Here is a 13,419-nt window from a genome sequence, read left to right as displayed (position 1 = left end):
CTACCGGACAATAAACCAAACAAACTATTTATGAAGAATCCTCAAACTTGTTGAGGAAATTTTTAATCTAATTAGTATTAGGCGTTGAATTAAAATTAATCGCGGCCCTCACGCTCACATCACTTGATAAAGAACTTCTTAAAGTGTATTCCATTCTCACTCTTAAGTTATTCCCTTTCACATATTCATCTACAAAACGTGAATTGTCTATGTCTAGTACAAGATTGTTGCCAATATTTTCTGAGACATCATTTCTTGACGCAACCATGACTTCAGCCCCAGCGCCATTAACTAAAAATATTTTTACGGATTTAAAAACCCCTAAGTTCTGATTTGTAGGGTTACTTGCATCTAACCTAACTGATGCTATCCTTACTTCCTTAATGTAATTGGTGCCATTTTGATTGCCAAAGATTTGGTCAAAACTGCTTGCCGAGCTTGTAGCGCTTAATGTTGTATTTATTTTTGAGCTTGCAGGGATAATCAAACTCGAAGTATAGGGGAAGGTAGATTTAATGATTGACTGTACTGTTGCACATCCTGCCAAAAGGCTAGATATTATTACAAATGATAAAATTATTTTTTTCATATACTACAAACAATCATTGGGCTTAAAAGTTTTTTTTGTAAAAAATCAATCAATATTGTCTTGTTTTTTAAACTATTGTTGAAATTTAAATACAGTTTTAAATAAGTCTCATTCGTAGTAAAACTCAAAATCAATTAAAACAATCTCCCATACAGGATGTTAATTTATTATAGTTTAAACAGATTGAAATGAAAATAGAATTACGCTTAATTAATAGAAATTAAACTAAAGATTATTATCATGAAAAGAGCGAGTTTAGGAATTTTAGCTGTTGCAGGCTTATCATTAGGATTATTTGCATTCGGCTCTATCAAAGAAGGTGGCATACAAGGAAAAGTTACACCAGCAGAAGGTGCTAAAGAAGTTGTTGCAATTGCAGGAACAGATACTTTAAGGAGTACCATAAGTAATGGAGCTTTTGTATTTAGTAAAGTAAAAAAGGGAACATATACCGTTTGGGTAAAAGCAAATGCACCTTATAAAGATACTTCGGTAGAAAATGTAGCAGTCACAGATAGTGCAACAACAGATATTGGAGAGATAAAGTTATTACAATAGAAATATTGTGTGTGTTAAAAAAGAAAGAGGGCTTAATGTCCTCTTTTTTGTTGCAATAAATTTCAAAAAAGTCAAGCTTTTTTCTATTCAAAAACCTATCTTTGCATCCCGACAGAGCTGTGGGAGTTTTTAATACATCGTAGCAAGGATTTCTCCCAGCTATTAGTCAGAATTTGACTTTTTACTTTAGACTTTTTTAAAAACCCACAATGCCTAAAGATCTCTCTATACAATCAGTACTTATTATTGGATCAGGACCTATTATTATTGGTCAAGCTTGCGAATTTGATTATGCAGGTTCTCAAGCCGCACTTTCTCTTAAAGACGAAGGAATTACGGTTTCAATCATCAATTCTAATCCGGCAACCATCATGACGGATAAAGTTATTGGCGATCATGTTTACTTGTTGCCTTTAACCTTAGATTCGATTGAGCAAATTTTAACTGACCACGCAACTAATCCAAACTTACCTAAAATTGATGCTGTATTGCCAACAATGGGCGGTCAAACTGCCTTAAACCTTTGTGTAGATGCAGAGGAGCGTGGAATTTGGAAGGCACACGGTGTAAAAATCATTGGTGTTGATGTTGCTGCAATCGAGAAAACCGAAAACAGGGAGTCTTTCCGCCAGTTAATGGTTGATATTGGTGTAGGTGTTGCGCCTTCAAAAATTGCAAACTCATTCTTAGAAGGTAAAGAAGCCGCTCAAGAAATCGGTTTCCCATTGGTAATTCGCCCATCATATACATTAGGTGGTTCTGGTGGTGGTTTTGTGCATAAAAAAGAAGAATTTGATGCTGCATTAAAACGTGGACTAGAAGCTTCTCCAACCCATGAAGTTTTAGTAGAAAAGGCCGTTTTGGGATGGAAAGAATATGAGTTAGAGCTTTTGAGAGATGGAAATGATAACGTAATCATTATTTGTTCTATCGAAAACTTCGACCCAATGGGAATTCATACTGGAGATTCAATTACTGTTGCTCCAGCCATGACTTTATCGGACCGTTGTTACCAAGAAATGCGTAATCAGGCTATAAAAATGATGCGTGCCATTGGTAATTTTGCTGGCGGATGTAATGTACAGTTCTCTGTAAATCCAGATAATGATGATATCATCGCTATCGAAATCAATCCTCGTGTTTCTCGTTCATCAGCGTTAGCAAGTAAAGCTACTGGTTATCCAATTGCTAAAATTGCTGCAAAACTGGCAATTGGTTACAACTTAGATGAGATTGAAAATCAAATTACTAAAACAACTTCGGCGTATTTTGAGCCTACTTTAGATTACGTTATCGTAAAAGTTCCTCGTTGGAATTTCGATAAATTTAAAGGTGCTAATACAGAACTTGGTTTGCAGATGAAATCTGTAGGTGAGGTAATGGCAATTGGCCGTAGCTTTATCGAAGCTTTACAAAAAGCTTGTCAGAGTTTAGAAATTGGTAGAGCTGGTTTAGGAGCAGACGGCAGACAAAAAAGAAATATCGAAGAAATCATGCATGGCTTAGAGCATCCAAGCTGGAACCGTTTGTTCCTGATTAAAGATGCAATGAGTATGGGTGTTCCTTTAGAATCTATTCGTAAGGTTACTAAAATTGACAAATGGTTCTTGTCTCAAATTCAAGAATTAGTAAATATAGAAGTAGAACTTAAACGTTATTCGTTAACTAACATACCAAAAGATTTCTTCTTCAATTTAAAACAAAGAGGCTTCTCTGATATTCAAATTGCCTATGTTTTAGGTAATGTTACAGAAGATGATGTTTACAACCGCAGAAAAGAATTAGGCATTAAACGTGTTTATAAAATGGTTGATACTTGTGCAGCTGAGTTTGCGGCACAAACACCATATTTCTACTCAACTTTTGAAGAATCTCCAATCCAAATTTCTTTGGTTGGTAATGAGATACTTTCAGATGGCGATGAGTTAGGTTCAAATGAATCAATCGTATCTGATAAGAAAAAGGTAATCGTTTTGGGTTCTGGTCCAAATAGAATTGGACAAGGTATAGAATTTGATTACTCTTGTGTACATGGTTTATTAGCTGCAAAAGAGAGCGGTTTCGAAGCGATTATGATTAACTGTAATCCAGAAACGGTTTCTACAGATTTTAACATGGCCGATAAATTATACTTCGAACCAGTTTTCTGGGAACATGTACGTGAGATTATAGAACTTGAAAATCCAATTGGTGTAATTGTACAATTAGGTGGACAAACAGCGCTTAAAATGGCTGAAAAACTTCACGAGAACAACATCAAAATTATCGGTACTGCTTATAATGATATGGATGTTGCCGAAGACCGTGGTCGTTTCTCAGACTTGTTAAAAGAATTAGATATTCCTTATCCAAGATATGGGGTTGCAGAAAATGCTGAAGAGGCAATCGTAGTTGCAAACGAAGTTGGTTATCCAGTTTTGGTTCGTCCGAGTTACGTATTAGGCGGACAAGGAATGAGCATTGTAATTAACGATGAGGATTTAGAAAAAGCAGTTGTTAAATTGTTGGGAGATTTGCCTGGTAATCGCGTACTTATCGACCACTTTTTAGATAGAGCAGAAGAAACAGAGTCGGATTCGATTTCTGATGGAACTGATTGTCACATTGTTGGTTTAATGGAACACATTGAGCCAGCAGGTATTCACTCGGGAGATTCTTTTGCAGTATTGCCACCATTCAGCTTATCTGAAAAGGTAATTGCCGACATGGAAACTTACTCTAAGAAGATTGCTAAAGCTTTAAATGTAATCGGATTATTAAACATCCAATTTGCTGTTAAGAACGATAAAGTTTATGTAATTGAAGCAAATCCTAGAGCATCTCGTACTGTTCCATTCATTGCAAAAGCTTATGATGTACCTTACATTAATATTGCTGCAAGAATCATGTTGGGTGTAAATAAATTGAAAGACTTTACAATTGTTCGCAAACTAAAAGGATATGCTATTAAGGAACCTGTATTCTCTTTTGATAAATTCCCTGAAGTAACGAAAGAATTAGGTCCAGAAATGAAATCTACAGGAGAATCAATTCGTTTTATTAAAGACTTAGAAGACCCATATTTCCGTAAGTTATATAAGGATAAATCGATGTATTTGTCTAAATAGAATAAAAAAAGGAATGTCAGTCTGAGCTTGTCGAAGACTAGTCTATAAACTAAATCCCTTAACGAAAGTTGAGGGATTTTTTGTTATAACGATATCGTCATTGCGAGGAACGAAGCAATCTTAAAGCGATTTTTTTGAAGCGCAATAACACTACAACAATTAAAGGCAGTCCAACTTTCCGCTATATCTTTTTTGTTCTTCGACAGGCTCAGGATGACAAAAAAGGATGTCGCTTCAATTTGGGCTATTTAACCTAAGTTTGTGCAAGGAACCGCACATAGTTTCACAAACCTCCGTAAACTAAACTCGATTGCACGAATCCCGATTTTTCATCGGGAGAAGCAAAAGCGGGACTAACCTTAAAATGGAATGCTGTTTTTGCTTTTCAAATAAGCTTAAATGTCATCCTGAGCGTAGTCGAAGGATTACTGTTTAGTCCAAATTCTGGTATTTAAATCTAGTTCGTGTACAATATCATACATAAAACCTAGAATAGATATGTCATCATCTAGCAAATCAGCCCTTAATAACGTTTTGTAAACTGGAGCTTCAAAATAGTTTTTATCTAGCGGAAAAGCTACGTACATACTGGAATTGATAAACGATAGTGAAACAGTGTAAGCAGAACGCTGATTAAGGTCGTTAATTCTTTCCATCATTGCAGGAGTTAAAATATAACGAGCTTCCACTTGGTCGGTACTGTAAGTCACGAAATTTTTGTTGAAACCATCATTTTCCAACTCAACAACATTTTTATCGCCAACAGAAAATATGTTTTTAGAGAACCATGCACCTATTGAAGAACCGAAATCTTTTGGACGTACTACGGTAACTCCATTAAAGTTTTTGTTAAAATCGGCAGTAAAGACAATACCTTTTAAAATGTCATGCCAAGTGGTTTGAGTACCGTTTTTAGTCCGAGTTTCTGTTTTATATTCTGCGTGAACTTCGGCGAAATAAAATGAAGTTTTATCAACCTTACCACAAATTAAATCTTCGGTATGGTAACGGTCTATGCCAGTTGTAAATAATTGAGAAGAGGTGAATTCGGCTTCAGATATTCCATTTGTAGGGTCTAAAGTTAGACATTGGTCTACCGAACTTAATGCAGCGCCAACTACTTCTTTTTTAAATCTACTTTTATATTGAGCGGTATCATCACTTATTTTGTACAGCATAACTCCGCCAGGAATTACAGCAGCGGCACCAACTAATAAACCAGCAATTAACCCACCAAAATTGGTAACAGGAAAAGCCAATAAGATGCCGCCTAGAATTAAGCCCCAACCTTTATAATTGGTCGAAACAATTTTTTTTCGCTGAATTTCTAGTTCCTCAAGAACGCTTTGAACCGCTGGACTTATTACAAAATTGACTGCCATTAATTATTGAAAAGTTCTTTAGCGTCCACATTCTTACGTTCTTCTTCTGCTGTTTCTAAAACTGGCATCGGCTGATAACCTAGCATTCCGGCAAACATATTACCTGGAAACATCATCACAGCGTTATTGTAAGTAGTAACAGATGAATTATAGTTTCTTCTAGCTGCGGCTATTTGCTCTTCACTTTCTGTCCAAGTGCTTTGTAGATTTAAAAAGTTGGTATTTGCCTTTAGGTCTGGATAATTCTCTACACTAACCATTAATCCTTTTACTGCAGAACCAATTTGTTGGTCTAAAGCTAATTTGTCACTTTCACTAACATTGCTACCCAAAGCTTTACCTCTTAATTCAGTGATTTTGGTTAAGGTGTCGCCTTCGTATTGCATATATTGCCTAACGGTTTCAACAAGGTTTGGTAATAAATCAAAACGTTTTTTAAGCATTACATCAATTGCAGAAAATGCATTGGCAACTTGATTTTTCTTACTTATTAATGAGTTATAAATTCCTATGCCAATAATTAATACAAGGATGGCAATTACTGCTACAATAATCATTTTTGTTTGTTTAAGTCTAGGTTAAATATAAATATAGTATTAAGATATATAATTGGTTTAGCTGTTACAAAAATTAGCTACAAAAAAAGAACCCTGTTGCGGAGACAACAGGGTTCAAATCAATCAATACTAAAAAGGAGAACCTTTTTAATCTTCCAAAATTACAACTCCTTTTGCTTCAAACACAATTTCTTTTTTAGGTTGTGTAATTTTAGCTATTTCTTCAGCTGATTTTTTAGCATCTTCTGCAAAATGTTTCAAATCTTCAACGGATGTTTCTTTTCTTTCGGCAAAGCCATCAATCACTACTTTCTTCCCTGCCAAGTCTTTTGGCATAAAAAAAGCATAGTCTTTAAAGTTTACAAACATAGTTTTACCGTTAGGCAATTCTAAATTCATAAAGCAACCTTTTTTCTGGCAAACTAAAGTAACTAACCCAGTTACCTTCATGTCTTTTTTAGTTTTATCGCCTAAAGTAGATTCCACCTGTGCGGTTGTTATTACATCTCCTTTTTTAACCCCTTCTCCAAAAGATTTTCCTTTGTAAGCATCTTGTGCAAATGCAAAAGCAGTAAATAGGCATAAAGCCAAGCTCAAAATAATTCTTTTCATTTCAATTTATTTAATTTGATATAACTCAATTTCTTATCTATTACAAAAGTATTTAAAATCCTTCTAAGTAGGCAATGTTCTTTTGGTAAATTTTATTCAGAAAAAAACCCCACTGCTTCCAGCAGTGAGGTTAATCATCCCTATTGTTTTTATTAGCATCCATCACTGGAACTAATAACACAAAACATCAGGCAATTATTTGCCCAAATTCTCATATTTTAATTAATCGTCTGCAATTGTTTGATAGTTTGATGTTTATGTAAATTAACCGCAAAAAGGAATACGCATTCTTTGGTTAAGGACGTGGAATTATTTCCCGAATTATCTTAAAGTGGGAAATTCATTCCAATATTAATATTCAAAAGTCTACCCAAAAAGTAGAGAAAACACTTCTTCAATTTTGCTAACCGTTATAATTTCTATCTTAAATTTACCCCTTTCTAATCCTTTTAGGTTGTAATTAGAAATGAAGATTTTTTCAAAGCCTAACTTTTCTGCTTCAGAAATTCTTTGTTCTATTCTATTAACAGCCCTGATCTCTCCAGATAAACCAACCTCTGCCGCGAAGCAGATTTTAGAAGAAATAAAAATATCTTCATGAGAAGAAATAATAGCAGCCATTATTGAAAGGTCAATTGCAGGGTCTTCGACTTTTATGCCACCAGCAATGTTTAGGAAAACGTCTTTTGCACTTAACCTAAATCCACACCTCTTTTCTAAAACGGCTAAAAGCATATTCATTCGTTTTGTGTCAAAGCCTGTAGCAGAGCGTTGAGGAGTTCCATAGGCGGCAACGCTAACCAATGCTTGTGTTTCGATTAACATTGGTCTAGCGCCTTCTAAAGTAGCACCAATTGTTATGCCGCTCAGCTCTTCATCTCTTTGACTTAATAAGATTTCCGAAGGGTTGGAAACTTCCCTTAACCCGCTGCTCTGCATAGCGTAAATTCCCAATTCTGCGGCTGCACCAAAACGATTTTTAATCGACCTTAAAATTCTATAGATATGATGCCTATCTCCTTCAAATTGAAGAACGGTATCCACCATGTGTTCTAAAATTTTTGGGCCTGCAATGGCTCCGTCTTTGGTAATGTGGCCTATTAGAAATACAGGAGTGTTGGTTTCTTTAGCAAAACGTAATAATTCAGCCGTGCATTCCCTTACTTGAGAAACACTCCCTGGAGTTGATTCGATATGAGCAGAATATAAAGTTTGTATTGAGTCTACAATTACAATTTCTGGCTCTAATTGCTCAATTTGCTTAAATATGTTTTGTGTTGATGTTTCTGTAAGTATATAGCAATCTGATTTTGGATTTGCAGTAATCCGCTCTGCTCGCATTTTAATCTGTTGCTCACTTTCTTCACCAGAAACATATAAGATTTTTCTGCCAGCTACATTTAATGCTAATTGCAGCATTAAAGTCGACTTGCCTATTCCGGGTTCTCCACCAATTAAAATAACAGAGCCAGCAACTAATCCACCTCCTAATACTCTATCTAATTCTGCATCTCCAGTACTGGTTCTTTCTTCAGTTGCACTCAAAATCTCTTCAACCTTGCTTGGCTTGCTTAATCTTTGTGTGCCAGAAGGCGATTTCCACGTGGGAATATTTGCAACACCTTTGTCAATAACTTCTTCAACAAAAGTATTCCATTGGTTACAAGATGGACATTTACCTAGCCATTTGGCAGATTCATAGCCACAACTTTGACAGAAATAAGCAGATTTAGTTTTAGCCAATTTAATTTACAATTTGCCTGCCTGCCGCAGGTAGAGATTTATGAATAACGATTTGAAACATGAATTTAAATGTAATCAATGGAATAATCGGATTAAGTTTTAAACAAAAAAAGCCTAATTTCAATTTGAAACTAGGCTATGTTTTATAAAGTCCCCTTTAGGGGATTTAAGGTTTACAATTTAATCTCTTCGTCTTTAGAAGATAAAAAATGAAACTCAGTTAAATTATAAGAAGACATGGATTTTACCCTAATGCGTTGTCCAAATTTGAAGAACCATTTCCACTGTAAAGAAACTAATCCTTTTTTAATGAAGGCTTCAATATATGGATGTACACAAAGTGTAATATTCTTTTCATTCTGCTCTTGCAAAATGTATGTCAAGTTACTTTCAATATCATCCATTAAAACAATACTGGCTTTAATTTCTCCAGTACCATCACAAGTTGGACATTTCTCAACCGTAACAATATTCATCTCCGGTCTAACACGTTGACGAGTAATTTGCACTAAACCAAATTTACTTGGAGGTAAGATGGTGTGTTTAGCACGGTCTAACAACATCAAATCGCGTAAATAATCAAAGAGCATTTTTCTATTGGTCGGTTTATGCATATCGATAAAATCGATAACCACAATACCACCCATATCTCTCAACCTCAATTGACGAGCAATTTCTTTTGCAGCCTCTTTATTAACTTGAAGAGCATTTTCTTCTTGATTTTCTTTGCTAGCAGTTCTATTACCGCTGTTTACATCAATTACGTGTAAAGCCTCAGTATGTTCTACTACCAAATAAGCTCCGCCAGCAAGATTTACTGTTTTGCCAAAGCCATTTTTAATTTGTTTTTCAACGCCGAAATGCTCAAAAATTGGCTCTTTATGCTTGTAATGTTTAACGATTTTTTCCATTTCTGGAGAAATTTCGTGTACATAAGAACGTATATCTTCGAACAGATTTGCATCATTTACATAAACATTTGTAAAATCAGCGCTTAAAATATCTCTGATTAGGGTAGAAGTACGATCCATCTCTCCCCAAACACGTTTAGAAGGCTCTGCATCAGGTAACTTTTTAGTAAAGTTTTCCCATTTGGATACAGAATCCAATAAATCTTTTTGTAATTCGGCAACGCCTTTACCTTCAGAAACAGTCCTAATGATTACTCCAAAGTTTTTAGGCTTAATACTTTCAATAATCTTTTTTAAACGATTACGTTCGGTATTGCTTTTAATCTTTTTAGAAATCGAAATTACGTTCGAAAAAGGAACTAAGACAATGTATCTTCCTGCTATAGAAAGGTCAGAGCTTAATCTTGGGCCTTTAGTAGAAATTGGTTCTTTAGCAATTTGAACAGGTAAGATCAAATTCTTGCTGACAATTTCGGATATTTTACCCGCTTTATTAATGTCGGCTTCTAATTTAAAATTGTCTAATAAAGTTCCATTGACTGTGCCGTTACGCTTAATTTTAGTAAGCTTTATCAAAGATTGTACTTGTGGGCCAAGGTCGAAATAATGCAAAAATGCATCTTTCTCATAACCAACATCAACAAATGCAGCATTTAGGCCAGGCATAATTTTTTTAATGCGACCTAAATAAATATCGCCTACGGCGTAATTATTGTTAATGTGTTCCTTATGAAGCTCAACAAGGTATTTATCTTCAATTAAAGCTATGGTTACTCCCGTAGGAGTAGAATCGATTATTAATTCCTTTACCAAAAGCTACAGATTTTAAGGCAATTTAATGCCTTATTACACATGGACCAAAAAACATTGAATCCAAAAATAAATGCTTTATTTAAGAAACATTTATTTTTGGCCAAAGCACTAATAGGAAAATCCTATTTTTTCTTGTGTCTGTTTTTTCTTAAACGTTTTTTACGTTTGTGCGTAGCCATTTTATGTCTTTTTCTTTTTTTACCGCTTGGCATAATTTTAAGTTTTTAATGTTTTTATTAATTCTGTTAATTAACGTTTATTCTTTAACTCAGCCACCTTTTTATCTATAAAACCTGATAATGTAGGATTGGCGGCTAATTTTTTGCTATTTAAATAAGCGTCTATTGCTTCTGTGTTTTTTCCTAGATTTTCATAAGCCGTAGCTAAGTAAAAATAGGCATCTGGTGTAGCTTTAATATTGCTAATAATGTCGTTAAAACGAATAATAGCTTTGTCAAACTGACCAGACTTGATTGCGAACATGCCTAAATTCATGTTCGCTTTTAAATTTTTTGGATCTTTTTTAACTACTTCCAATAACATTGCGATACCACTCATTGGAGCACCTAAGCCGTTTACGATGGTAATGCCTAAACCAGTTTTTGCATCGTTACTGCTGGTGTCAATCGCTAATGCTTTTGTAAAGGCATTATTTGCCTTTTGTAACATAGCTGGTTGTATCAAACTGTCTTGGGTGTTGTCAAAAGCTTTCAAAAAACGAGTTCCTGCATCTAACCAATTTGAAAGTGTACCTTCATTATTGGCAACAACCTCTAAGTACATTGCGCTTGGAACAGATTGCTCAACATCATCCCATTTCTGTGCTAATGTTTTTGCGTTTGTAATTTTATCTCCCTCCGAAGCACTTTTATAAGAATTCTCTAACGCAATAATTTCTTTAGCAGTTGCACTGCTCACTAAATTCTTTGCAGTAGTAGAAACTTCTTCGATAGTTATTTGCGGGGTTGATGATGCAGTCGCTTGTCCATTTGTAGGTATTTGTCCAGCTTCATCTTTTGGTTTAACCAGGCCCTTAACGTCTCTAGTAAACAAAAATCCGCCAAGCAATAATATTGCAATAATAAGAATAACTTGTTTTGAACGGATATTGTTTAACATAATGAATTAAGCTTCTGCTTTAACTTTTTTAGAGTTGTTTTTAACTTTATCAACAAATACTTTTGCAGGTTTAAAGCTAGGAACAAAATGCTCTGGGATAATGATAGCAGTGTTTTTAGAAATATTTCTAGCAGTTTTTTGTGCTCTCTTTTTTACAACGAAACTTCCAAATCCTCTAACATATACATTCTCGCCGCCAATCATACTGTTTTTGATTACTTTGAAAAATGCCTCAACTGTTTCTTGTACATCTACTTTCTCAATGCCTGTTTTTGTTGATATTTCTGAAATAATATCTGCCTTAGTCATATTTTTCTATTTTATTAAGTTATTGTGTATTTAATATTATAACTGTTTTGGGGTTGCAAAAGTATTGCTTTTTAATGAGATAGGAAAATAAAAGATGATTTATTTACAATCAAAATCATCATGTCACTGCAAGTTTTAATAAAATGACAAGTTTTGATTGTATTTTTGATGAAATGAGCTTCCAAACCGAAATAATAAAATGGTATAAAATTAATAAACGCGATCTTCCTTGGCGTAGTACAACAGATCCTTATGTAATTTGGTTATCTGAAATCATCTTACAACAGACTAGGGTTGAGCAAGGCTTGCCTTACTTTAACAAGTTCTTGGAAAACTTTCCAACGGTAAAAACTTTTGCAGGTGCCACTGAAACTGAAGTTTTAAAACTTTGGCAAGGCTTAGGTTATTATTCTAGGGGTAGAAATATGCTTTTTACTGCTAAACAAGTAATGGAATTGCATAGTGGTAACTTCCCAAAAGATTATGATAAGTTGATTGAGTTGAAAGGAATAGGCGATTATACTGCAGCAGCCATATCTTCTTTTTCAAATGATCAATCTAAAGCTGTTTTAGATGGAAATGTTTTTAGGGTGCTATCTCGATACTTCGGAATAGAAGAACCAATTAACTCTACAACTGGGAAAAAAATATTTTCAGCGCTTGCTCAAAGTCTAATTGAAGGTCAAAAACCATCAGTATACAACCAGGCGATAATGGAATTTGGTGCGTTACAATGTAAGCCTAAATCTCCTAGTTGTAGTATTTGCCCATTACAAGTTGGTTGCTTTGCACTTAAAAATCACAAAGTGAATGTATTGCCAGTTAAGCTTAAAAAGGTAAAAGTAAGAGAAAGATGGTTTAATTACTTTGTTGCATTACAAGGCGATAAAATTTTAATTAAACAGCGAAAGCCAGGGGATGTTTGGCAGCAGATGTATGATTTTCCTTTGATTGAAACCAGTGGACCTGTAGGCTTAAATGTTACACAGTTTAATGATACAGTAAAAGAAATGTTTGGTAACGATATAAAAATCAAATCTTTGATGCAAAAAAAACATATTTTAACTCACCAAATTATATATGTTCATTTTTTTGGTTTAGAAAATTATATGATTAACTTTAATATGCATACAGATATTAAATCGGTTATGGTTGAGGATTTTGCAGTTCTGCCTCATCCGAAAGTTATAAGTGATTTTTTTGAATTGTATTTGCAAAACAAACCAAATATTTAATCTATGTCCGGTATTAATAAAGTTATTTTAGTGGGGCACCTGGGTAAGGATCCAGAAGTTCGACATCTAGAAGGTGGTGTAACAGTTGCAAGCTTTCCTTTAGCAACCTCAGAAACGTATAACAAAGATGGTAAACGTGTTGAACAAACAGAATGGCACAATATTGTGCTATGGCGAGGTTTGGCAGAAGTAGCATCAAAATATCTTCAGAAAGGAAAGCTAGTTTATATTGAAGGAAAATTAAGAACACGCTCTTTTGAAGATAAAGAGAAGGTAAAGAAATATGTAACAGAAGTTGTAGCCGAAAACTTTACTATGCTAGGTAGGAAAAGTGATTTTGAAAATACGCCTGTTAGCTCTGGAACTCCAAAAAGTGAAGATGATTACGTAAGTCCAAACAATGATTCGGTAGCTGAAACTGGCGATCTCCCTTTTTAGAAAAGACCATAAGAACAAAGAAGCCTCAAATTAATTTGAGGCTTCT

Annotated in this window: 12 protein-coding genes; 4 read left to right on the top strand and 8 right to left on the bottom strand. The window is 34.5% G+C overall.

All coding sequences use genetic code 11. The features are described 5' to 3' along the window. Positions 1-67 precede the first annotated feature (67 nt). On the bottom strand, positions 68-589 hold the full coding sequence (locus EZ428_RS01975) for a hypothetical protein (RefSeq protein WP_131551429.1): 522 nt from the start codon (positions 587-589) through the stop codon (positions 68-70). 240 nt (positions 590-829) lie between these two features. On the opposite strand from EZ428_RS01975, the gene EZ428_RS01970 reads away from it, so the two are divergent. Together EZ428_RS01970 and carB are read left to right on the top strand one after the other, a co-directional pair. Further along, positions 830-1,147, top strand: coding sequence for a carboxypeptidase-like regulatory domain-containing protein (locus EZ428_RS01970; protein WP_131551428.1), 318 nt, complete (start codon positions 830-832; stop codon positions 1,145-1,147). A 209-nt stretch (positions 1,148-1,356) separates the two neighbouring features. Continuing rightward, entirely contained in the window at positions 1,357-4,254 is a 2,898-nt protein-coding gene (gene carB, locus EZ428_RS01965) for a carbamoyl-phosphate synthase large subunit (protein ID WP_131551427.1), read from the top strand. A 425-nt stretch (positions 4,255-4,679) separates the two neighbouring features. Here the strand turns inward: carB and EZ428_RS01960 are convergent, their stop codons facing one another. From EZ428_RS01960 to EZ428_RS01930, 7 genes are all read right to left on the bottom strand, one after another. Then, positions 4,680-5,636, bottom strand: a complete 957-nt coding sequence (locus EZ428_RS01960) for a DUF3137 domain-containing protein (protein ID WP_131551426.1) — start codon at positions 5,634-5,636, stop codon at positions 4,680-4,682. Then, positions 5,636-6,193: a LemA family protein gene (locus EZ428_RS01955; protein WP_131551425.1), complete on the bottom strand. Its 558-nt coding sequence runs from the start codon at positions 6,191-6,193 to the stop codon at positions 5,636-5,638. Before EZ428_RS01955 ends, EZ428_RS01960 begins: the two co-directional genes overlap by 1 nt. A gap of 147 nt (positions 6,194-6,340) precedes the next feature. Next, a complete protein-coding gene (locus tag EZ428_RS01950; protein WP_131551424.1) occupies positions 6,341-6,805 on the bottom strand; it encodes a DUF4920 domain-containing protein in 465 nt (154 codons plus the stop codon). Positions 6,806-7,171: 366 nt separating this feature from the next. After that, positions 7,172-8,548, bottom strand: a complete 1,377-nt coding sequence (gene radA / locus EZ428_RS01945) for a DNA repair protein RadA (protein ID WP_131551423.1) — start codon at positions 8,546-8,548, stop codon at positions 7,172-7,174. A gap of 173 nt (positions 8,549-8,721) precedes the next feature. Then, complete coding sequence (locus EZ428_RS01940; RefSeq protein WP_131551422.1) at positions 8,722-10,272, bottom strand: Rne/Rng family ribonuclease; 1,551 nt, start codon at positions 10,270-10,272, stop codon at positions 8,722-8,724. 249 nt (positions 10,273-10,521) lie between these two features. Continuing rightward, positions 10,522-11,391 carry a tetratricopeptide repeat protein gene (locus EZ428_RS01935; RefSeq protein WP_131551421.1) on the bottom strand — a complete coding sequence of 290 codons (870 nt, stop codon included), beginning with the start codon at positions 11,389-11,391 and terminating at the stop codon, positions 10,522-10,524. Positions 11,392-11,397: 6 nt separating this feature from the next. Beyond that, a complete protein-coding gene (locus EZ428_RS01930) occupies positions 11,398-11,700 on the bottom strand; it encodes an HU family DNA-binding protein (protein WP_055133196.1) in 303 nt (100 codons plus the stop codon). A gap of 143 nt (positions 11,701-11,843) precedes the next feature. Between EZ428_RS01930 and mutY the strand changes: the two genes are divergently transcribed. Then, the gene (gene mutY / locus EZ428_RS01925) at positions 11,844-12,935 is read left to right on the top strand and encodes an A/G-specific adenine glycosylase (RefSeq protein ID WP_225870973.1); all 1,092 of its coding nucleotides are present in this window, start codon (positions 11,844-11,846) and stop codon (positions 12,933-12,935) included. 3 nt (positions 12,936-12,938) lie between these two features. Further along, complete coding sequence (locus EZ428_RS01920; protein ID WP_131551420.1) at positions 12,939-13,373, top strand: single-stranded DNA-binding protein; 435 nt, start codon at positions 12,939-12,941, stop codon at positions 13,371-13,373. The last annotated feature ends 46 nt before the right edge of the window (positions 13,374-13,419 follow it).

The sequence above is a fragment of the Pedobacter frigiditerrae genome (assembly GCF_004331645.1).
GTDB classification, from domain to species: domain Bacteria; phylum Bacteroidota; class Bacteroidia; order Sphingobacteriales; family Sphingobacteriaceae; genus Pedobacter; species Pedobacter frigiditerrae.
Note: the sequence above shows the minus strand (reverse complement) of the source record. Positions and strands in the feature narration are given on the sequence as shown.